The sequence below is a fragment of the Sphingobacterium sp. WM genome (assembly GCF_029542465.1).
Lineage (GTDB): Bacteria > Bacteroidota > Bacteroidia > Sphingobacteriales > Sphingobacteriaceae > Sphingobacterium > Sphingobacterium cellulitidis.
In genome coordinates, this window is sequence record NZ_CP120709.1 from 2,655,859 (window position 1) to 2,678,952 (window position 23,094).

A 23,094-nucleotide genomic window follows, 5' to 3' on the forward strand; every position below is an offset into this window, starting at 1 on the left:
TAATAGTTATCTACATCACTCGACCCACCGGATATAACATATAGTTATGTTCATAGTGATGCGTACGTTTATAGATCCATTCCAATTGAGCTCTACCATTCTCAGCTAATTTAGGATCCTGTTTTTTAGCATCTTCAAAATCTTTCTTTAGCTTAGCATCCTTTTTCAATAGTTCTGCAGCAGTATCTTCAAAAATATAAGCCGAGAAATACTCTTTCTGTGAAAGGATAGCATCAAAGAAATTCCAATTAAAAAATGAATCCATTGCCTGAGGCTCCAAGGTTTCGATAATATAACGGTTGATATCCTGATTTGTTTCGATCAGCCAATCTCCTTTATAAAAGGGAACTTTCATGGTTTCAGCCTTTATTTCAACAGAATTATGCGGATAATGTCCTTCATAGGGACTTCCCTGAGTTTTATAGGATGTGATATAATACATCTCCACCTCCTTGACCTCATCCTTTTCCAATGCTTTCATTTTCACCCCATTGGTTTGCATCAATTCAATCAGCTTATCATAAGCCTGAGGAACCATATATGCTTTCGGTTTTTTAATGATTATAGTAGGTTTGTAAGTTGAAAAATAAGGCACCTGCTTGCTGAAAGGTTTATTACGATCATAGTATAAACGATCCTGTCCTGAAACCTCACTTGCTTTCTTTCCTGATTCAAAGCCCTTGAACTCTATTTGTTCTACTGATTCAGCATCCAATGCCCAGCTAACAGGAAAGTCAGTTTGAGAAGCTACCTGAGCTTTTACATTTTTACGCAATGCGACCAATTCCTTGGACTCTAGAACAGAAACCTCAAACAAGTTTTTCATCAAGGCATAGGTAGACTCCACACGTTGCTGATAGGGTTTCCACATATGTGTTTCCGGCATATATCCTATGGTATTATGCAAAGCTGCATATCCCGTTGAATATCTAGGACTTTCTAAAAATGAAACCAAACCACTCTCTGGAGTCTCTCCTTTTGAATTCACATAAGGAACCATTGGAAATCCTGCCTTTTCCATCCTCTTATACAATTCATCCGTAAACTTGGATTTCATATAGGGCGCAAGATCTTTATGAAGTTTATCCTTATGCGTTTCAATTAAGGTCATTACATATTGGTAATCCGCCCCATTACTGGTATGCGTATCAAAAAACACATCGGGATCCCAGGTGCTAAAGATTTTTTGAAACAGTCTGGAATTTCTTGTATCGCCTTTAATAAAGTCACGGTTCAAATCATAATGCTGCCTGGAACCTCTGAAACCATATTCATTAGGTCCATTTTGATTTACTCTAGACTCACCCCTATTAAGCATCCCTGCGATGTTATAAACCGGAATTACACAGAGCACCAGGTTATCCGGCAGTTTATCCTCCTTCAATAAATTCCGAATGAACATCATGGAAGCATCAATCCCTTCAGGTTCACCAGGATGAATCCCATTATTGATCAACATCACAGCTTTCCCTTTCGCTTTAATGCTCTTGGGATCAAAATCACCATCCTTAGAAAGAACGATCAGCTGTAATGGCTTGCCAACATCGGTCAAACCAATATCCATGATTTTCACATTTTTCCTACCCTTCAATAAGGTAGCATAATAGTCTTGGAGTTCCTGATAAGTTACCGTAGTATTCTTCTTGGCATCCAATTCATAAGGTATTTTCTGAGCTTTTGTTTCCATTATTCCGGTACTGATTAATAAAACAGCCAATCCAATGCTTTTCAATAAGCTTATATTCATTATTTGTTTGGTTTATTTAGGTGAATAAAGATATGGAATATTTTTATTTGTTGACGGACAGTAACCCATTCCACTGAGATATAAAGGACTTCATTTCTAAAATATCTAACCAATTAACTTTTCAAACATTCAAGTTTTCAAAATGCCGTTTCAATCAAATTCATAAAAAAAAGGTGCCATTCCAACGGAACAGCACCTTTTCGAGTTAGCAAATTTTTAAAACCAATATTCAGCTAGAAAATCAATCTTAATACTAAATACTAACTACTAAATACTCTAATTAATTTTGATTCGCACGGATAATATTCAATGCACCACCAGCTTTAAACCAACCGATTTGTTGTTCGTTGTAAGTGTGGTTAGCAAGAATTTCTTCCGAAGAACCGTCAGCATGGTGTAACACCAATGTAAGCGGTTTATTAGGAGCGAATTCAGTTAATCCGATGATATCGATTGTATCGTCTTCTTTGATTTTATCGTAATCATCTTTATTAGCGAAGGTAAGACCAAGCATACCTTGTTTTTTCAAGTTAGTTTCGTGGATACGAGCGAAAGATTTCACTAATACAGCACGAACGCCTAAGTGACGAGGCTCCATAGCAGCGTGTTCACGAGATGAACCTTCACCATAGTTTTCATCACCAACAACGATTGAACCAATTCCGTGAGCTTTGTAGTCACGTTGAGTTGCTGGAACCGGACCGTACTCGCCAGTCAATTGGTTCTTCACATTATCAGTTTTATCGTTGAAGAAGTTTACTGCACCAATCAACATATTGTTAGAGATGTTGTCTAGGTGACCACGGTATTTCAACCAAGGACCAGCCATAGAGATGTGGTCAGTAGTACATTTACCTTTAGCTTTGATTAATAATTTCAAGCCTTTAAGGTCAGTACCTTCCCAAGCAGCGAAAGGTTCTAATAATTGCAGACGATCAGAAGTTGGAGATACATCTACAGTAACGCTTGAACCATCTTTTGCAGGAGCTTGATATCCAGGATCATCCACTGCGAATCCTTTTTCTGGTAATTCATCACCTGTAGGTGGATCTAATTTCACTTGCTCACCATTTTTGTTAGTTAAAGTGTCAGTAAGTGGGTTAAATCCTAAGTCACCAGAGATAGCGATTGCTGCTACCATTTCAGGTGAAGTTACGAAAGCAAAAGTATTCGGGTTTCCGTCAGCACGTTTCGCGAAGTTACGGTTGAAGGAGTGAACGATTGTGTTTTTCTCTTGTTTTTCAGATCCAGCACGATCCCACATACCGATACATGGTCCACATGCATTAGTAAAGATAGTAGCGTTAAGATCTTCGAAAGTTTTCAATAAACCATCACGGTCAGCAGTGAAACGTACTTGCTCAGAACCTGGATTGATACCAAATTCAGCTTTTGTTACAAGACCTTTTTCAACCGCTTGGCGAGCGATAGATGCAGCACGTGATAAATCCTCGTAAGAAGAGTTGGTACATGATCCGATCAATCCCCACTCTACTTTTGTAGGCCATCCGTTTTTACCTGCTTCCTCACGCATACGTGAGATTGGAGTATACAAATCTGGAGTAAAAGGACCATTCAATGAAGGCTCTAACTCAGATAAGTTGATTTCGATCAATTGATCGAAGTATTGTTCAGGGTTAGCATAAACCTCAGCATCTGCTGTTAAATGTTGTTTAATGGCATTTGCAGCATCAGCAACCTCAGCACGGTCAGTAGCACGTAAGTAACGCTCCATTGACTCATCGTATCCGAAAGTTGAAGTTGTAGCACCAATTTCAGCACCCATGTTACAGATCGTACCTTTACCAGTACATGATAATGATTCAGCACCTTCACCGAAGTATTCTACGATAGCACCAGTACCACCTTTTACAGTTAAGATACCAGCAACTTTCAAGATTACATCTTTAGGAGCCGCCCATCCTGATAATTTACCAGTTAATTTTACACCGATTAATTTAGGGAATTTTAGTTCCCAAGGTAATCCAGCCATTACATCACATGCATCAGCACCACCAACACCAATAGCGACCATACCTAATCCACCAGCATTTACTGTGTGGGAGTCAGTTCCGATCATCATACCACCTGGGAATGCGTAGTTTTCAAGAACTACTTGATGGATAATACCAGCACCTGGTTTCCAGAAACCGATACCATATTTGTTAGATACAGAACTTAAAAAGTTGAATACTTCAGAACTTTCGTTTTTAGCACGATTTAAATCCTCTGCTGCTCCATCACGCGCTTGAATCAAGTGGTCACAGTGTACAGTTGAAGGAACTGCTGCTTGAGCACGGCCTGCTTGCATAAATTGCAATAAAGCCATCTGCGCCGTCGCATCCTGCATCGCTACACGGTCCGGTGCAAAATCAACATATGATTTACCACGTTCGTAAGCCTCAGATGCATTACCATCCCAAAGGTGTGCATATAAAATTTTCTCAGCTAGAGTCAATGGTTTATTCACAACTTGACGAGCCGCAGTAATACGTTCATCATATTGAGAATATACCTTTTTGATCATGTCTATATCAAAAGCCATTATTTGTAGTTTAATATGATTTATTAATTTTAACCATTATTAGCTCCCTATTATGAGCTATTTACGCAAAAATACAAAAAAAACTGCGTTTAATTCGCATTTCTGCCATCACACGCTAATTTGGAAGTATTCTAAACAAACATCTTAAACCATTTGAACTGTAGGGTCTACAGCCTTCAAATCCTTAATTGTTTGCATCGGGTTTTCCGAACTGAACACAAAACTTCCAGCCACTAAAACGTCCGCTCCAGCAGCTAATAATTTGCCTGCATTCGAGGTCCCTACTCCACCATCAATCTCGATTAATACATCCGTATTTTGGTCAGCCGCCAAAGCCCGCAATTCTTTAATCTTGCTGTAGGTACGCTCGATAAATTTCTGTCCGCCGAATCCAGGATTCACCGACATCAAACATACCAGGTCAATATCCTGAATCACATCTTTCAACAACGAAACTGGCGTATGCGGATTCAAAGCAACTCCTGCTTTACATCCCAACTCCTTAATCGCTGCTAATGTGCGGTGTAAGTGAGTACAAGCTTCATAATGAACCGTAATAATTTCGGCACCATTGTCCTTACAAACTTTTAGATAACGGTCGGGATCAACAATCATTAAATGAACATCCAAAGGTTTCTTGGCATGTTTCGCAATCGCATTCATTACTGGAAATCCAAAAGAGATATTTGGGACAAATACACCATCCATGATGTCAATATGAAACCAATCTGCTTCGCTTTCATTTACCATTTGAACATCACGCTGTAAATTGGCAAAATCTGCAGCCAATACCGACGGTGCTATTAAGTGTTGTTGTGTGGACATGTATTAATTTTTTTGCAAAGATAACAAGTATTATCCTCTATCAGAAAACAATGTCCGTTTTTGAATGAATTGCTACAATTCGCTTACAAATTGAGAGATGTGAGATGTACTGTTTGCTCTAAAATAATTACATTTGTTAGTTAGGAATACTAAAAATAGACTGTGGCGAAATTAAAAATAAATTACCCTAAGGATAAACTTCAACAAAACTCCACTATGTGGAAATACGGCATGGTGATTCTTACCATTGTGCTGATCTGTATTTTTCTGCCGAAACAACCTCGGTTCAGATATGAATATCAGAAAGGAAAACCATGGAATCATGAGAATCTGACCTCGCCCTATAATTTTGCCATTCTAAAGACTGCCGAGGAAATGGAACGTGATAAGCAATATATCCTTAACACGGTCCAACCCATCTATAACTTGAATGACGTCGCTAGCAAAGAGCAAATCGACCAATTCAATACTGACCTTAATGAAAAATGGCAAGCCAGCCAACTGGATTCTTCTGAAACCGGCAACCTCAATGATTATCGTGAAGTTGGTACAGCCCTATTAAACTATATTTATGGACGTGGTGTTGTCTCGTTAAATAACCGATACCAGATCAAGGGTAGCGATTCGACCAAAAATGACCCCACTTCCCTGGAATATAATTTTGTGTTAATCCATGATAATATTGCTCAGCAAAAAAATACGGTCGACTGCTTCACCATCGAATCGGCGAACCAATATATTGTTGGGGCATTAGAAAAGAATAAACTGATTGAACATAAGCGTTGGTTGTCGGAAGTTCTCAAGAACTACATCACCATCAATTATGTTTTCAACGAATCCCAAACCAATAAGGTTGAACAAACGGCATTGGCCAATATCTCCACCACGCGAGGTATGGTCCAAAAAGACGAGTTGATTGCCGAGCAAGGCAAGATCATCAATAATGAGACCTACCAGAAGCTGGAATCATTGCGTAAGGTATTTGAAGATGAATCCAGGATCAGTGGTGAACAAAACCTTGTGACCTTTGGTCATTTCGTATTGATTTCATTGGCAATGGCGCTGCTGATGGTATTCCTATATTTCTTTAGAAGGGATATCTTCAACAATAACCGCTTACTCTTTATCATCTTCATTGTTATTTTGGTGATGCTTGGTGTACTGAGTTGGGCAATCAAGATCAAGATCCCAAGCTTATACTATATCCCTTACTGTTCCGTACCGATTATCTTCAGACTATTATTTGATACCCGGATCGCATTGAATATCCATATTCTAATGGTCTTGGTAGCAGGGCTATTCGTGCCGAACAGTTTTGACTTTGTATTCCTACAATTTACGGCAGGTATGGTCGCTATTTATAGCATCCGTACATTGGTTAAAAGGGAGCAATTCCTTGTTTCCAGTGTATTGATATTGGCAACATATATTCTTGCCTATGTCGGATTGGTATTGACTAGAAACGGTTCTTTCTCTTCCATCTACTGGCAAGACATTCTTCCGTTTACAGTGAGTGTGGGTCTAACCCTCCTAGCCTATCCATTGATCTATGCATTTGAGAAATTATTCGGAATTGTATCTGATCTGACCTTGATGGAGCTGACCAACAGTAATTCGCGTTTATTGCGCGAGTTATCTCTAAAAGCACCAGGAACATTCCAACACTCCTTACAGGTTGCTAACCTTGCAGAGGCAGCAATTTATAAGATTGGCGGAAATCCATTATTAATCCGTGCTGGAGCGCTATATCATGATATTGGAAAGATGATCAATCCACTTTATTTCATCGAGAACCAAAAGACAAACGACAACCCGCATGAGGAGTTGACACCGGAACAAAGTGCACAGATCATCATTTCCCACGTATTAAAGGGGATAGAAATGGCCCGTAAGAACCAAATGCCGGAGGTTGTAATAGACTTTATCCGAACGCATCATGGAACGACGAAGGTAGATTACTTCTACAACATGGCGGTGAAGGCGAATCCGGACAAGGTTATTGACGAGTCCATCTTTAAGTATCCGGGTCCAGTGCCATTCTCCAAGGAAACTGCGGTATTGATGATGGCTGATTCAGTAGAAGCGGCATCCAGAGCATTAAAGGAGCCAACGGAGGAATCAATCAACAATTTAGTGGACAAGATTATTGACCATAAATTGATGCAGCGACAGTTCCAGAATGCGGATATTACGATGCGTGAGATCTCTGAATCGGCGAAGATATTCAAGGCGATGTTGAAGAGCATTTACCATGTTCGCATTGATTATGATCTAAGCAAGAAGAAAGATAATTAAAAAAACAAATTGATATTCAAAAGGTTGCTGATAGAGTAGAATAAAATGGGAATTTTTCGCTAAATCGACTTTGAAGAGTGAAAATTTTGCGTTATGTTTGCACTGTCGAAACCCGGAGAGGTGCCTGAGTGGCCGAAAGGAACAGTTTGCTAAACTGTCGTACTGGAAACGGTACCGCGGGTTCGAATCCCGCCCTCTCCGCAAAGATAAATTAAAACCCTTCAACTACGTTGAAGGGTTTTGTTGTTTACAACGAATTGCCAAAATATTTTGAAGCAATTCGCTGTAAACAACAAAACCAGCGAGAGAAACGAGCGTAGGTTTTAATTTTCATCTTTTAGCCTCCCCCACTAGGGATCGCCGAAGGCAATCCCGCCCTCTTTCAGTAAACAATAGAAATAACAGTAAGTAACCTATCGTATTTTCATTTAAACCATACTTAAACGACGAAAATAATAGGAGTATAAAAAGCATAAAATATTGAAATTCTCGTCACACTTTTGGCACACTTTTGAAAATCAGTATTGGTATGGACTCCATTTTTTACATATATACCCCCTTGTAAATTTTCGTGTCCTAATTATTATATTTGATTAAGAGCTTTAGTAGTAAATTATGGAAATAGACGAAGACCTAAAATTTGAAATTAATGCCGATGGACAGTTCATCAGAATCACGCCAATCGGCAAAATGCATGCTAATTCAAACCAATCGATTAAACGCTCCCCCTCCACTAGTAATAAAAGTTAATATATTGCATAAATAATAACATTAGTTGTCTTGAAAAACGACACTCCAGTTATTAATAATTTCACAAATGGAACAAGCGAAAGGAATTTTTATACCTATTGTTGCAGACTTTGTTTTAAGTCCTGACATTATATATAGTGAAAAGCTAACCGGAATTTATTTCCAAACAGAAGACGAACAATATGGTCGGATAACTTTTGAGAACTTAGATGCTTTGAAAATTTGTAGGGGTGAAAATTTGCCATTCAATTCTAATTGGGAGGAAGGACAAGAATATCCTTGGGTCTATAAAGTTGAAAATTCAAAGTGGCTGAAGGAACGGTTCGTCTATGAGAATGAAAACTATGGCAATTCATACGAATTCGGAAATAATGTAAATGAAATGCTAACGGATTTTTCACACTATCTTTTCAAATTTCACGACCAATTCGTAGAAGTTATTGCTAGAGGCTTTTGGTTTGAGCAAGACAAAACAAGTTTGTATAATAGAGAACTCCAAGTTGGACATCCATTTTTAAACTTAACAGAAAGCAATAAAGAAGAGTATGTTTCACACAATTTGACTTGCCAAATAAGAACAAACCTAAAATCGCAAGACAAACTAATTTCAGATGCGATATTTTGCTCGCAAAAGCTTATAGAATTTGCATTGGAACTGGACGGTAATGCATCGGTAGACCATTCACTAATTTTATCATACAGTAATGGAAAATTGACTAGCAGTCTCAAAGGATATTTTGGGAAACAAATTGCGGAGTTTAATGGAGTTGGAAAATTTGAGGATGTAAAACCTTACATTGATAATTATATGAAAGAGGTTTCTGAAAGACGAAAGCAATTAGGAAAATAAATAACAAAACCAGCGAGAGAAACGAGAATAGGTTTTAATTTCCATCATTTAGCCTCCCCCACAAGGGATTACCGTAGGCAATCCCGCCCTCTTACCAGTTATATCCTAAACCCCTATTCACTTGCAAAAAAAATCTTAAATTGCGTATATAATAATCTTAGCTCCAATGGTTTCCGAACAAAACTCTTAAAATGAAAATCCCAACTATTCACGGTATTATTGAAAGACGTATTCTTGTAAATTATATTGCAGACCCGAGCGTCGTGGAAAAAATATTACCTAAGCCTTTCAAACCAAAATTATTTGAAGGAAAAGCGATTGTAGGTATTTGTCTAATTCGTTTAAAAAACATTAAACCGAAAGGATTTCCTGACTTTGTTGGTGTAAATTCTGAAAATGCTACGCACAGAATCGCAATTCAGTAGGAAGAAAATTGCGAAATAAAAGAAGGTGTTTTCATATCCAGAAGAGATACGAATTTAAAGCTTAACGCAATAATTGCTGGAAGAGTTTTTCTAGAAAAACATTATTTCGCAAAGTCCAACGTAATGGATCAAAACTATACTTTTTTAATTGTTCGAAACGCTGTTCTTTTGGAAAAAATAATCTTTAATAACTCCTTCCTGGTTTTTAATCTTTATCACTATTTTTTCTGAATTGGCTTTTAGGCCATCAGACAGGAAAAAGTTACAGGGACTTTCGATCTTATTACCATTTAATTCGAGAAGCTGGTCTCCCTCTTTTATTCCCATTTTTCTCGAATTTGAATTAGGCCACACCTGGCTTATTTTCATTACACCATTTTCCAGTGATATGCTAAAATCTCTAATAGCTTGGGGAAGATGTATTTCTTTAGCGTTTAGATCATAGGGTTCATAAATAAATTCCTTGTCTTTGAAATTTAATATAAGACTTCCATATTTCAAAAGCTCACTTCCAATACGTGAATTTGATTGACTGGTAGTTATGCTGACAACATCCTTAAAATTTACATTACTAAACTTTAGGTCTCTGAATAAAAATTTTGAAATAGATTGAGAATCACTAATTTTAATAGTATCAATTAAATAATCAGAAAGTTGGAACTTAGATTTTCCAAACTTTGAAACCAAGTTGTCTGAAATCGAATAGAAACCATCATCTCCTGAATCAAATAAAACCTTGTCCTTTATTTTAGTTGATATTTTAATATCAATAAATGGTTTACCATGTGGAGAAATAGATAAATCTCCGGATTTTGATCGTTTTAAAAACGCTTCAGATCGATCACTTAGAATGATATGTTTCTTTTGATAGTCAATTTTAACTAATAACCCATTAAGAATATTTGAACCAATAATTCCATCGAAATCAAGACACCTAAAAAGTTCATCCAAATTCTCATTTTTTATATCAAAAGCAGGAACATTTATAAATTTAGTCTTTCCAATCCTTAGACTATCAAGAGTAATAAATGAATGTTCATACACCCTCCCGTTTACATATTCTAAATTTCTTTTCTCCACAAATTTGTGACTAATAAGGGATAGAATATCATCTTTAATCATACATGGAGCTCCAGTATCAAATATGAATTTCCGTTCTACACTATCTATTTTGATTTTTATAAATATTTTATTTACAATGGTTTCAAATTCAATAGTATCTACAAAATTTTTATTCTGAAGTGCATCCTTATTTATCCAGTCTGAGGGTTTTTGCGCTACTGACGAGGATAAGCTGGCGAATAGTAAGACAAAAAAGAAAAATATAGATTTCATACAAACAAAATAGAAGAAAAAATTTATCATTAAATCCATATAAATATATCGAAAAATCTCATGTAAAATAACAGTAAAGAAAATAAACAATAGTTTTTAACATAAATATTGGCATATAGTTAAAAAAACTAATATTTTAAGAGAATTACCTCATCTTATTGGAGCTGTTGTATTAATGGAATAATCCTTATGTGGGATAGGCAAAACTTTTCTTATATAAGATATGTTAATACAGTTGTTAACGGTCATTTTAAAAGATAAATCAACAACAAAATTTAGGTCACATGAAAGATTTTAAACCCACTAATTACAATTCTCTTTCCCCTTATTTAATTATTGACGATGCTCAAAAACTAGTGGAATTGATAAAGACAATTTTTGGAGCTAAAATTCTAAGAAAATTTGAGCATGTAGATGGTAAAATTGCTCATATTGAATTACTATTAGATGATTCTGTAATTATGATGAGTAACAGCACTAAAAATTTTCCAGCTAACCAAACAATGTTACACCTTTATGTCCCTGATGTTTTCAAGACTTTTGAATTAGCAATAGAAAATGGTTGTCAAATAATAGAAAAACCTATAAATAAAGATGGGGATCCAGATGCGCGGGGGTCTTTTTATGATTTTGCTGGAAATTATTGGGCAGTAAGTACTCAAACAAACCCAAAATAGAAGAAAAAAAGCAATTGAATACAACCAATTGAAAAAAAATACTAGTTTTTATTAAAAAATTTGGCATTAAATTAAATAATTCATCTACACAATTTACTCTGCTGCAATTTAAGTTGAGCTAATACTTTCAAATGTTGGAAAAAACCAATCAATTCCCCCCCTCTACTAGTAATAAAAATTAATATATTGCATAAATAATAATGATGATATACCATCCGCAACCCGCCTTGCATATCATCGTGCAGACACGATAAATTCAAGCTTATATGACGACACATCAAGAATTGGAAATATGGCAATACCTAGAAATTTTAAGTAGACCTAACATGACTTGGTTTTTTGCAAAGGGTGACACTGATAAAAAAATTGACGCATTGACAAAAATTGCCAATGTCGGTTCCCCAAGTATTATTTATAGCTTAACAGAGCTTCTAAAAGATAACAATAAAGAAATAAGAGAAACCACTTCAAATACAATTATTCACCTATTCAAAAAGAATGACAGCAAAAAAGGACACTATGCAACTCTTAAACACTGTAAAATTTCAAGAAGTGATATTGACTTTTATGAAGCAAATTTTCCTAAGGACCAATATATTGAATTATTGGCAATTAGTTCCTTTAATGGAAATGGATACGTCAGAGAAAAAGCAGTTAAGAAACTCTCTAAGGTTGCCAGTTCAAGAGCTATACAATTTTTAATCTATCGTTTAGCTGATTGGGTTTTGCCAGTTCGACAAGCTGCCTTAAATGGAATAGAAAACTATAAAACAACCAATTACATTGATTGCTTAATTGAAAATTTGCCAATTTTTGAGTGGCTACAAAAAGTTGAACGGACAGACTTAAGTGGAGTTTACAAAGACATTATTGAGTTCGTTGCTTCCACAAATAGGCCATATATAATTGGCAACTTCAAAAAATATCCAGACAAACTTAGAATTTTATTAGCAAGACACATTTCAAATTTGCCTAGAAACAATTCTCAAGAATTAAACCTGTTCTTAAGTGACAAACATTTTTTAATTAGGAATCTAGCAATAAGCCATTTTGATAAACTTCAGCAACCCCAAATCGAGCAATTACTGATTGACAAGTCAGCGATTGTCCGACTTCAAACTCTTTATTGCTTAAAAGATCAAAAAGACTTTGAAACTACTGTAAGGAAGTTTTTATCGGACTATTCTGCTACAATAAGAAATTTTGCAAGGTTTTCATTAAAACAATCAAATATAAACTTTGCTAAATTTTACAACGACAATTTACAAGTAAACAGAGAAGTCATTGGGTCATTAAGTGGACTTGCAGAAACAGAAGGTAAACAGTACTCGGAAACAGTTAAGCCATATCTGAAGGACAATAGAATAAAAGTTAAAAAGACAGCTTTTTTAGCACTATGCAAGCTTGATGAAGAAAGTGCCTATTATTTTGCTTTAGCCAACCTTGGCAGCCAATATCATGGACTTAGAAACTTAGTTATAGAATTTTTATCTCATATTCCGAGGCCAGAAATTTTTACAAAGGCAAAATACATTTACGAAATAGGTAATTATGAATTAAAAAAGTCAATGCTAAAACTCTTTAGCAAAGTTGGCGGAATGACAGCAATTCCATATTTGATGATTGGAACAATAGACGAAAACGAGAAAATAAGACAATTGGCTTTTGGTTATTTACATATTTGGAAAACACGATCACTAAGACTATTCTCAATACCAAAACAAGAGGAAATTGAAAGAGCAAAACAGATTTTCAATTTTGTAAATGATACACACCTAGTAAAAAAATATTTTAATATAAACCCGGTAGAAGGGCTTGACTTTTACTTCAAATAACGGAAACCCACTAATAAAATTGGAAACGATTCACCTTCTTCTCCTCCCCACAATCAAAAAAAGTTAAATTTCTAACCCCTATCTACATTTTCCGTAAATTACTCTATAAAACACCTGGAAATGAAGCATCTATACTCACTAGTTTTCCTTCTTACCATCCTTATTCTACCTGCAAAATCACAAGATTTATCCGCAGAAGAAATCAAGGAATTAAATCAAGAAATTATTGCCCAATTATTTCCAGGCACTTTGAACAAAGAATTAAAACTCGACTTCAAACAGCCCTTTCAGGAAGTTATGGTACCAATTAATGATAGCATAAAACTAAACGGGCTTTACTTCCCTACTAAAGATCCCAAAGGATTGATTTTTTATCTTCATGGCAGTATTGGCGATTTGGGAGAATGGAGTAAAATTGCACCTATTTATACCAACCTACATTACGATCTTTTTATGATTGATTACAGGGGTTATGGCAAAAGCGATGGTGAGTTTTTAACAGAGGACCAATGGTATGCAGACATGCAAATGGTTTACGAATTCATCAAAAAGACATATTCAGATGAATCAAAGATCATTATTATAGGGCAATCCTTAGGAACTGCAGCTGCTAGTTATCTTGCTGCGCACAATAAGCCTAGTAGACTTATTCTGCAGGCACCATTTTATAATTTTAAAGATTGGACCTATGCGCTAGACCCAAACCTAAACTCCAACATTTTGAATTTAAAACTTGACAACCGAAAATATCTTGAACAAACTAAAGCTCCGGTTACTATCTTCCATGGCGACCATGATAAAGCAGTATATTATGGGTCCTCGGAGAAGTTAAAGGAAACTTTCAAAAAAGGAGATCAGCTTATCAAGCTAAAAGGAGAAGGACACAATGACTTTACGAAAAACCCACAATACCTAAAAGAAATAAAGAAAGTCCTGAAATAACATTAGATTTTTTGGAGTTTTCATTTGATGAAAACTCCACCCCCCTTCCCTAACTCTCTATTTCGCTCCTTACTCACTTCATCTTCCACCCAAACTCTCCCTTCTCGCGCATTTTCCCCACACCTCCTTCGCACATCTGTCGGAGCTTAACCGCAAAAACTCGAACAAGGTCAGGCAAAGATCCGAAGAAGGTCCGGAGAAGGTCCGATAGAACTGCCTATTTGAACAAAATGTGGATAAAATTTTTTAGGAATTTCACCTACTATTTAGGCTCATGCTGATGGCAATACCCATTGACATTTTTGGTCATATGCTTGCAGCGGGTTCCTTTTTTGGTAGTTCCTTTACATTGGACGGATCTGCTGTTGGCACCTTGGGCTTCGCCGGCTTTGATGCCTAAACCTTTGCTCGAACCAGAACTGACAAAACCTCTTTGATTTACTTGGTCGGGATGACATTGAGAACATGCTGTAAGGCCTAATTTCTTAGCTTCAGAAATGCTCATTCCATGAGATACATTTTTGACATAACGGCAGGTTGCAGTGTGATATTTACCACCTGATGGAGTTTTATAAACTGTCTGATCAGATAAGCAATAGGCAGACAGCACAAATAAAATGCTAAGTAGATATTTCAAGTTAACAATTAGTTTACACAAAGGTAATTACAAAAACCCAACAAATAAACTAATACGGTTTTTTAGATTAATATCTACTTAGCTCATCTTAAATTTATTGAGCCTCTTCGATGATGATCTTGGAAATATTGATTTCTTTGGCATCATCTGAATCTAAAATCAATTCCTTGTTATCCATCCAATATTTATCGGATTTTTCTTGGTCTTGGGCGTTATAGGCAGAAATGAAAACATGACCATTCTTAACAAATAAATTATCTAGCATCATTTCATTAGCTGGGAGATCCAAATGCTTCTTACCATCCTTCCAAACCACGATTTTTGCATTACTTTCATTTCTAAAACTCACCGCAACATAAGTAGTACTTCCTTCCATGAAAGTTCTGATATTACCAACATCAACCCAATTCACATCATTGGTCTTTGCAATGGATTGATAGAGTTTGTTATTCTTATGGATAGTTATATAAGGTTCTTTATTATTTCTATTAAGGAGATTTATTAGGAATAAATAGGTGTCATTTTGATGAAAAATGACGTTTTGCATAGTTTCAGGATATTTCTTTTCCATGTGGATCTTACCATTTTTCCATAGGATGGAGTTTTCCATATGCCCTAGAACATACACATCATTATTCATTCCTCGAAACTCCCGAATATCAGGTTTTTTGTTGTTTCGGATTTCCAGAGGCCATAATTTTCCATTTTTCAATATATCAATGGAGCTAACTTTATTATTCTCGTAAACAGTACGCTTTACATAGATATCTTTTGAATTAGAAACATAGATCATATTTCCTGTAGCAAAGACATTCTGTTCAAGGATATGTTTCTTCCCATTGACCCAGTAAACAGGTTTTCGAGAAGTTACATCCGAGCCAACTGCACCTTCAAATCCAGTTACGTAGATATCCTGGCCGAGCATAAAAGCATCAAGGACACTACCCCCATTTTCTGAGCCTTCCAAATAGTTGATTTTTCCATTAAACCAATGTACTGGTCTACTTCCTAAAGGATCCCCGTCCTTTTGAATTTGCCCAAATGCATGAACTTTAAGCCCTTTATAGAACTCCTCGAATTCATCTGGTTCGCCCGACTCATCAGGGTGCTTATCTTTTTTACAAGAACTGAAAGTAAATAAAACAGCAAATAATAGAATAGTAAAGGATTGAATGGAAATAATCTGTCTTCTCATAGTGTGATGTATTAAGGATTCAATAGAAAATATTCTAGAATGAATTTTTGAATATTAATTTTCCTCTGAAACAAATATGCCTAGTAATTGGTAAAGAAAAAAACATAAGACTGGCATTTTTATATAAAAAAAGCAGCCCTGAAATCAGATTTCAAATAATCTGAGTACAGGACTGCCTATTTTTATCCTCTTTACAAATCCCAGAAAAGGGATTCAAGAAGGATAAAGTAATACTTTTATCTAGCCATTCAGCCGTTCCAGCATTTTCATTCGGACTTCCGTTTGGTGGTTGATCAATTTGTCATAATCCGAAGCCTTATCTGTAAGCTTGATAGTCACAACAAATAGTTCAATGGACAAAAAGAAGAAAAAGAAAAGTAAATAGACCGTCAGACCTATTTTCGAACTTGTAATAACTTCGTGCAGGATATTTAATTCATCGATAAAACCAGATGATTTCCTAAGGTCCTTTTCCTTATTCGCACGTATCGAGTCCAGGGAGCCGATGGTTTTGAATTTCTGACCGTTCAGAACATTGATTTGTTCATTAATCTGTTCCAATTCCCGTTTTTTAGGGTTTTCATTCACCATTTTATTGGTTGAATTGGTACTATTAATTCTATTACCTTGATTATCGCGAGTTACCGAAGTATTGGTATAAGACGTTACGATTACCGGATTTTTCTGCAAATCTTCGGACACGACTTTTTGCCTGGCCTCCAATTGTTGAATACTGGCATCTATGCTTTTTACCTGTTCATCGACATCATTTTCAGAGTTTTTAATGGCGATTTTAACGCGATCTTCCATTATCTGAGTTTTCTTGAGTTCGATATCATCCTTAAAGATGATTTGATCCAGGATAAAAGATCCTAGAATTGCCATCACGAGTGCAAGAGCAACCCGGAAGGTAACGGACCATTTATTGACTTTTGTAGAAAGGATAATAATTCTTTCAATCTGAATAACGACAAAAGCAGCGATGACAGATGCAAGAATACCCCCTACTACTCCGACATGCAGATATCGAACAGCGAATGAATAGGCGATAAACATCCAAACCAGGACAATCAATAACACGGCAGAGGTAAATTTTTTGACAGCTTTCGAGCTTTGTTCACTAGAATGTTGAACTAAATAATAGTTATAACCTGTTAGGAAACAACCAAATTTAAGCCATGGGTTCTTTTTCATGTTAAAACTCTTTAGACAGTAGGGTTCTTTGTGTTATTGAGGCCAGACCTTTGGTAAATCCTCTATTGTAGGCTAGAATAGCTCTTTCAAACAAACCAGAATCCGTTTTTAGCGATTCTTCGATATCCACAACTTTCCGGATATGATTTTCAAGGTCTTCTTTTTTGGTTACGAGTTCTTCAACGAGGTCCACCAATCCAGATCTTTTGCGGGAATTGATATGAAATTCCAGTTCCTTCAAGAAAGAATCGTGATAAGTTTTGACCTTAGAAATAATAATTTCGAGGTCGAATTTTATCAAACGGAGGTTATCGTCTTTATAACGTTCATCTGGGCTTGTTAGAGCGTCATTGAAGCCTTTAGTTTCAAAATCAGATTGAAGGTAAGAATAGATGGCATTGATACCTGTAAAGGAACTAATTGGCGCGGTCCAATCTTGATTGAGGTCTTTTTCTACAAAAATATCCTCTGGAATAGGTGGTAAATGGCCATTGAGCAAAGCATCTTCAGGAGAGCTTTCATTTTGTTTTTTCTTAAAAAAATTAAATAGACCCATTAGATTAAATGTATTTGGTTGGAACTTTATATTTACGGTGACCTCGTTTATGGCACAAGGCACAAAGAGTAATCAAAAGATTGCTGGGATAGTCCCAAGGTTCTTTAAATTGGTTGAGCCGATTGATAAAATGATACTGGCGGTGATGGACTTGTAACTGGTGGACATCTTGACAAATGACACATCTATTTTGATCCCTCTCCATGATTGCTTTACGCTTTTGTTTCCACCTAATATCAAACAGGGTGGCGCCATAAGTACCATGAGTATCTGGAGTATTCATCGACAAAAAATTAATAATTTGTAAGCTCGCGCTTGTTAGTTTGGGGCTAAAGTAATAAGAGTTCTCAAAATATTTTTCAGAAGACCAGCAAAACCGGTTAGGTTTGGCAAATAAATTAATTTTTGTAGCGAAATGATTATTTTTTCAAAAATTAGCTATTTAATAAAATTTCTTAGTAACTTAAACTATTCTTTATAGATATTACTTGAAATTGATAGTTAAACACACATCTAATCCTTGCCACTTAGCAGGTTCTAGCTTTTCCCTAAATTATTTGCAGTAGTCTTTTCAGACAATCATCTTCTATCAGGAATTTTGATTTGCTATATCCTATGAATTTTTCCCGAAACTATTTCAATCCTTGCGTTTTTTAAGATTTTATTAATCTAAATAATATTGAAATGGAATTACTTGAAAGTATTTTAAGTATGGATCCGAATTATTTGATAATCGGATTACTGGCTCTCTTTTTTACCTTGGAGCAGATTAGTTCTAATCCATTTTCCTTCAAAAAAAGAGGGGAACATCTGATTCAAAACATCCTGTTTCAGATCACACTAACCTTGATGAACCTATTTTTTGTTGTGCTCCAGGTCTACTGTATCGAGTGGCTCAACAATCATAAAATAGGCTTATTATTTTATGTTCAGTTGCCATTTTGGGTGAAGCTGATTCTGAGTGTCATGCTGTATGATTTTTCGACCTACTGGATTCATCGGGCGGCACACAAGGTTCCTTTACTCTGGCGGCTACATCGCGTACATCATAGCGATACCAGTATGGACTCCTCCAGTAGTTTTCGGTTTCATCCCTTGGAGATGATCCTCGTCTATCAAACCGGAAATATCTTATCAGCAGGAATCTTCGGGACAGATATACTATCCTTAGGATTATATTATTTTATCCTGTATATCTTCCTTTTTCTGGAACATTCCAATTTACATTTTCCGACTTGGCTAAATAAGACCTTCGGGTTAATATTTGTTATGCCAGATCATCATCGGGTTCACCATGATCAAAATCAATTCTATACGGATAGCAATTATGCCGATATTTTCATTATCTGGGATCGCATATTTGGAACTTTTAAATCCCTAAAGGTCAAGGATATGAAATACGGATTGATCGAGTTTGACTCAGATGAAAAGCAGAGTTTTTTATATCTGATGAAGAGTCCATTCATCAATATTAAACGCGTGAAAGGCCAAGATGTTCATTAAATAAATAATGGGCTGGATAAGAGAATCCAGCCCATTTTATGCAACCTAAAAAATAAAGGTCTCTTATTCTAACCCACTAGTTTCCAAGAGCCTATTGCTCAAAGGAACTCTATTGTTCCCTATGGTTTTTGCCTTGCTTTTGCTATCCCCTATTCTTTCACTAATAAAATCGGAATCAAAAGCTATACGAGCCTGTCCATTCGAAATAAAATTGCCGCCAGCTTTGGAATCATCGATCATGATAATCCCAGTCTTACAATTTTTGATATTTCCATCATTTCCTAATTCAGCTGAAATAATCATTCCAATGATTGCGGAGGTAGATCCCACCGTGGACTTAACCTTTCCATAAATGGTAAATTTATTATCAGTCCCGGAGATTGCCGTTGTGATGCTAGTATCTCTGTTATGTATAAAATTCTCACCATACAACAAAACACTAAAATCCTTATTATTTTGACCTGAGAGTTCAATTTTGGCATCTTGGAAACGATGACCAGGGCGATCAGAAGCGATATTACTCGTATCCAGGATATGCGGTTTAATGGCAAATTTGCCTTCCACCGTTGGTGGTTTTACACCTGAATGGATAACAAAGTCTAATTTCTTTAACGTATCTAGATATTGTTTAGGAATAATATCCTCAATCCTTTCGGTTAGAATTTTTTCATCCTCGATTTCATTCCCATCCTTATCACAGGAAATCAGAATAAATGAAAACAATAACGCTGTTAGTGTGATTTTCAGTAAGCCTTTCATATAGTATATTATTTATTGAATTCAAAAGTATGGACAAGGAGACTTAAAACCACTACCTGTTAAATTGGCTTTTTTTGTCCTCGAAAACAGGTATATACTGTTAAAAAATACCTAAGCGTAGGTATTGAAAATGATGAATATGCGGCTTAAATTTAACTAGCAAAAGAAATTATCTTGCAACCAACAAACTAATTATTAACCTATTTAAATATGCTTGTATTCATATTTATTAGAATAGGTGATATCAGGATGGTTATTCTCTCAGAAGTGACACATTCCAACTAACTAAATATTATGAAAGCAAAATTATTAGCAGTATTGATGCTCTTTGCCATCAATTTGGCAAATAGCCAACCTTACGAAATGGTCAATGAGGTAGATTCTACCGTATTAATCAATCTTCAAAAGCAGGTGGATGACTTGCTCCAACAAAACCAGGCAAATTCAGAAAGAATCAATACCTTAATTACTTCAAAAGACCTAGATTCGAAGCTAAAATATGAAATCGTAAGGAGTAACCTGAAAAATGGTTTAGCCACTTTCAAATTGTTAAATGAGAAAATAAATTTTTTAAAGTCGAGACAAAAGGATAATAAATTAGATGCTGTTGTAAATGATTTGCACAACCCTCACAGCAATTCATTGAACTTTAAATTCGACGAAGTAATCAAGGATTTAGTCAAGCAACACATTCAACCCAAAAAGAAGAATATTGCTGGAAATATAATTCAATCTGTCAATGAAATTACAAAAAGTCCAATTTTAGGAAGTATCCCTACAATCGCTCCTGCGATTAGCATTTCCAATGCTGTTTTGGGTTTACTACGAAGCACCAGTATTTTCAATGACGAAGTCGATTATAAGAAAATAGATGCTTTTGAAAAGGAACTTCATAAATACACTCAGTACTACCTGGCATTGAATGAATCTACAACTTACTTCAAGACTAATGTTGAGCTCCAAAGCAATGAACTTGGGATTCTACAGCAAAAATTATATGATCAGTTGCTATTCTTTTCAATGACTTTAAAATTTCCAAACCAAATAAAATCACAAGAGGAAGATATTGGGGAGTACATGACCAACCTATTCAATCACTTCAACAACAAGTATGTAGAAAACCTATTGGAGAATGCAGAAAATACGAATACCAGTAGAGGTATTTTATCCTATGATAACATCTTGATAAGCAATAATGGAAATTTAAAAGAAGCTAATAATAGGCTGGAAGAATTTATTGCATTAATCAACCAGTTTGAATTTCAATACAACAACTATATTAATATCAATGAGCAATATTATAAAAAAGTCCTCAACTCATTAGATATAGCTCAACAAAATGGCATTGCTTCAGCGGATCTTATTGAAAACAAAAAGAAAGAGATTATTGCATTAAAAGAAGATGCCCTTAAGCAGTTTAAAATTTCCATTAATCTTCCGGACTTACTATTAAACAAACAGTCCATTAAATACACTGCTAGAATATTATAGATTTTTTATAAGGTTATAAGAACTTCATAGTAATTGTTTCAATTTCAAGGGGTATCCGATTCAGGTTACCCCTATTTTTTCAAATAATAAATTCAATGTAACCAGAGTAACCTAACTCCTCCTCCATTAATTCGATCTTTGCCGCATATAAGAAGTGATTTTATTATTTTCGTTAAGAAACAATAAAATTCACTCCATGCAGATTCACATTAACAAAAGGCGAAACGAATAGAATGAATCAGATAAGGTTGGGCTTAAAAGAAAACTGGCAACAGTTTAGTTTATTGATTCTAGTCAACATGATGGTTGGTGGAATGGTGGGATTGGAGCGTACTGTGGTTCCTTTACTAGGTACGGAGATTTTTAGGATCCAGTCTGATGTTGTCATCTTTTCTTTTATTATAGCTTTCGGATTGGTCAAAGCCATTACGAATTTAATTTCTGGTGTTTTAGCAGATAAATATACCCGTAAGCAGGTTCTGATTTGGGGCTGGTTAATAGGTTTGCCAGTGCCTTTTATTTTAGCTTTTGGTCCGAGTTGGAATTGGATTTTATTTGCCAATATATTATTGGGTGTTAGCCAAGGTTTCGCCTGGTCCATGACGGTCAATATGAAGATTGACTTGGTCGGTAAAAAGAGTCGCGGACTTGCGATGGGACTGAATGAGGCGGCAGGATATGGTGCTGTTGGGCTTACAGCCTTACTCACAGGCTATTTAGCATCGCATTATGGGTTAAGACCAGAGCCTTTTTATATTGGAATTGCCTATACCTTAATAGGATTGATTCTTTCCATATTTGTAATAAAAGATACCCGACAATTTGCCTTATTGGAGGCACAACAAAACCCCGTAAACGGATTAGGGGAAAAGTTTCATAAGCCAAATCTAGGCTGGGTATTTAAGGAAACTTCTTTCAAGAATAAAAACTTATTTTCAGTTTCACAAGCTGGCTTGATCAACAACCTGAATGATGGCATGTCCTGGGGTGTTTTCCCTTTGTTATTTATGTCGATGGGGGTTGGATTGGAAGGTATTGGCTGGATTAAAGCCATTTATCCAGTAGTATGGGGTCTTGGTCAAATTGTTACTGGTCCCTTAGCGGATAAGTGGGGAAGAAAACCATTGATCGTTTGGGGCATGTTTGTCCAAGTTCTAGGCCACCTCTTGATAGGCTTGGAAATCTTTGAGCCTTTAACTTCAGGAATATTAGGTTCCATATTTTTGGGTATTGGAACGGCTATGGTCTACCCTGCTCTACTGGCTGCAGTAAGTGATGCAGCACATCCGAGTTGGCGGGCATCCTCACTTGGCGTATATAGATTCTGGCGAGATATGGGCTATGCTATTGGAGCCTTGATGGCCGGAATCGTTGGAAATTTATTGGGCTTAATGTGGGCAGTGCATATTGCTGGTTTTATTACCCTGTTATCTGGAATCCTGGTTTGGGTCAGGATGAAAGAAATAAAAGAAGGTTAAAATAAGAGGTCAAGAAAAATTGACCAATATTTCCACTATATTAACATCTGAAAAA

18 protein-coding genes and 1 tRNA gene are annotated in these 23,094 nt (G+C 35.9%); 10 read left to right on the plus strand and 9 right to left on the minus strand.

All coding sequences use genetic code 11. From position 1 onward, the window contains the following. Nucleotides 1-10: 10 nt before the first annotated feature. From PZ892_RS11370 to rpe, 3 genes are all read right to left on the minus strand, one after another. Nucleotides 11-1,747, minus strand: coding sequence for a M14 family zinc carboxypeptidase (locus PZ892_RS11370; RefSeq protein ID WP_277711267.1), 1,737 nt, complete (start codon nucleotides 1,745-1,747; stop codon nucleotides 11-13). Nucleotides 1,748-2,027: 280 nt separating this feature from the next. Continuing rightward, entirely contained in the window at nucleotides 2,028-4,292 is a 2,265-nt protein-coding gene (locus PZ892_RS11375) for an aconitate hydratase (protein ID WP_094255800.1), read from the minus strand. A gap of 144 nt (nucleotides 4,293-4,436) precedes the next feature. Continuing rightward, nucleotides 4,437-5,117, minus strand: coding sequence for a ribulose-phosphate 3-epimerase (gene rpe, locus PZ892_RS11380; RefSeq protein WP_094255801.1), 681 nt, complete (start codon nucleotides 5,115-5,117; stop codon nucleotides 4,437-4,439). A gap of 162 nt (nucleotides 5,118-5,279) precedes the next feature. Here rpe and PZ892_RS11385 point away from each other — a divergent pair, with 162 nt between their 5' ends. The 4 genes from PZ892_RS11385 to PZ892_RS11400 all read left to right on the plus strand — a co-directional run bounded on the left by PZ892_RS11385 (nucleotide 5,280) and on the right by PZ892_RS11400 (nucleotide 9,437). Continuing rightward, a complete protein-coding gene (locus PZ892_RS11385; protein WP_277711268.1) occupies nucleotides 5,280-7,412 on the plus strand; it encodes an HDIG domain-containing metalloprotein in 2,133 nt (710 codons plus the stop codon). A 114-nt stretch (nucleotides 7,413-7,526) separates the two neighbouring features. After that, nucleotides 7,527-7,613: transfer RNA gene (locus PZ892_RS11390), tRNA-Ser, on the plus strand. A gap of 616 nt (nucleotides 7,614-8,229) precedes the next feature. Next, the gene (locus tag PZ892_RS11395) at nucleotides 8,230-9,012 is read left to right on the plus strand and encodes a hypothetical protein (RefSeq protein ID WP_277711269.1); all 783 of its coding nucleotides are present in this window, start codon (nucleotides 8,230-8,232) and stop codon (nucleotides 9,010-9,012) included. A gap of 191 nt (nucleotides 9,013-9,203) precedes the next feature. Beyond that, nucleotides 9,204-9,437, plus strand: a complete 234-nt coding sequence (locus tag PZ892_RS11400) for a DUF2071 domain-containing protein (RefSeq protein ID WP_277711270.1) — start codon at nucleotides 9,204-9,206, stop codon at nucleotides 9,435-9,437. Between the two features lie 144 nt (nucleotides 9,438-9,581). Here PZ892_RS11400 and PZ892_RS11405 read toward each other — a convergent pair whose 3' ends face one another. Further along, on the minus strand, nucleotides 9,582-10,772 hold the full coding sequence (locus PZ892_RS11405; protein ID WP_277711271.1) for an aspartyl protease family protein: 1,191 nt from the start codon (nucleotides 10,770-10,772) through the stop codon (nucleotides 9,582-9,584). 284 nt (nucleotides 10,773-11,056) lie between these two features. Here PZ892_RS11405 and PZ892_RS11410 point away from each other — a divergent pair, with 284 nt between their 5' ends. From PZ892_RS11410 to PZ892_RS11420, 3 genes are all read left to right on the plus strand, one after another. Then, nucleotides 11,057-11,449: a VOC family protein gene (locus PZ892_RS11410; protein WP_277711272.1), complete on the plus strand. Its 393-nt coding sequence runs from the start codon at nucleotides 11,057-11,059 to the stop codon at nucleotides 11,447-11,449. Between the two features lie 266 nt (nucleotides 11,450-11,715). Further along, nucleotides 11,716-13,284 carry a hypothetical protein gene (locus PZ892_RS11415; RefSeq protein WP_277711273.1) on the plus strand — a complete coding sequence of 523 codons (1,569 nt, stop codon included), beginning with the start codon at nucleotides 11,716-11,718 and terminating at the stop codon, nucleotides 13,282-13,284. A 120-nt stretch (nucleotides 13,285-13,404) separates the two neighbouring features. Continuing rightward, nucleotides 13,405-14,226, plus strand: coding sequence for an alpha/beta hydrolase (locus PZ892_RS11420; protein WP_277711274.1), 822 nt, complete (start codon nucleotides 13,405-13,407; stop codon nucleotides 14,224-14,226). Nucleotides 14,227-14,488: 262 nt separating this feature from the next. Here PZ892_RS11420 and PZ892_RS11425 read toward each other — a convergent pair whose 3' ends face one another. The 4 genes from PZ892_RS11425 to PZ892_RS11440 form a co-directional block, all read right to left on the minus strand. Beyond that, nucleotides 14,489-14,863 (minus strand): DUF5763 domain-containing protein, encoded by a 375-nt coding sequence (locus PZ892_RS11425; RefSeq protein WP_277711275.1) that lies wholly within the window; start codon nucleotides 14,861-14,863, stop codon nucleotides 14,489-14,491. 94 nt (nucleotides 14,864-14,957) lie between these two features. Then, nucleotides 14,958-16,058: a hypothetical protein gene (locus PZ892_RS11430; protein WP_277711276.1), complete on the minus strand. Its 1,101-nt coding sequence runs from the start codon at nucleotides 16,056-16,058 to the stop codon at nucleotides 14,958-14,960. A 240-nt stretch (nucleotides 16,059-16,298) separates the two neighbouring features. Next, nucleotides 16,299-17,252 (minus strand): DUF4407 domain-containing protein, encoded by a 954-nt coding sequence (locus PZ892_RS11435; RefSeq protein ID WP_182498222.1) that lies wholly within the window; start codon nucleotides 17,250-17,252, stop codon nucleotides 16,299-16,301. Between the two features lies 1 nt (nucleotide 17,253). Further along, on the minus strand, nucleotides 17,254-17,808 hold the full coding sequence (locus PZ892_RS11440; RefSeq protein ID WP_094255815.1) for a hypothetical protein: 555 nt from the start codon (nucleotides 17,806-17,808) through the stop codon (nucleotides 17,254-17,256). Nucleotides 17,809-18,492: 684 nt separating this feature from the next. On the opposite strand from PZ892_RS11440, the gene PZ892_RS11445 reads away from it, so the two are divergent. Beyond that, nucleotides 18,493-19,311 carry a sterol desaturase family protein gene (locus PZ892_RS11445; RefSeq protein WP_277711277.1) on the plus strand — a complete coding sequence of 273 codons (819 nt, stop codon included), beginning with the start codon at nucleotides 18,493-18,495 and terminating at the stop codon, nucleotides 19,309-19,311. Between the two features lie 63 nt (nucleotides 19,312-19,374). On the opposite strand, the gene PZ892_RS11450 is transcribed toward PZ892_RS11445, so the two are convergent. Continuing rightward, nucleotides 19,375-20,070: a hypothetical protein gene (locus tag PZ892_RS11450; protein ID WP_277711278.1), complete on the minus strand. Its 696-nt coding sequence runs from the start codon at nucleotides 20,068-20,070 to the stop codon at nucleotides 19,375-19,377. A 294-nt stretch (nucleotides 20,071-20,364) separates the two neighbouring features. Here PZ892_RS11450 and PZ892_RS11455 point away from each other — a divergent pair, with 294 nt between their 5' ends. Continuing rightward, nucleotides 20,365-21,561, plus strand: a complete 1,197-nt coding sequence (locus PZ892_RS11455; RefSeq protein WP_277711279.1) for a hypothetical protein — start codon at nucleotides 20,365-20,367, stop codon at nucleotides 21,559-21,561. A gap of 233 nt (nucleotides 21,562-21,794) precedes the next feature. Beyond that, nucleotides 21,795-23,039: an MFS transporter gene (locus tag PZ892_RS11460; protein WP_277711280.1), complete on the plus strand. Its 1,245-nt coding sequence runs from the start codon at nucleotides 21,795-21,797 to the stop codon at nucleotides 23,037-23,039. Nucleotides 23,040-23,094: the final 55 nt, after the last annotated feature.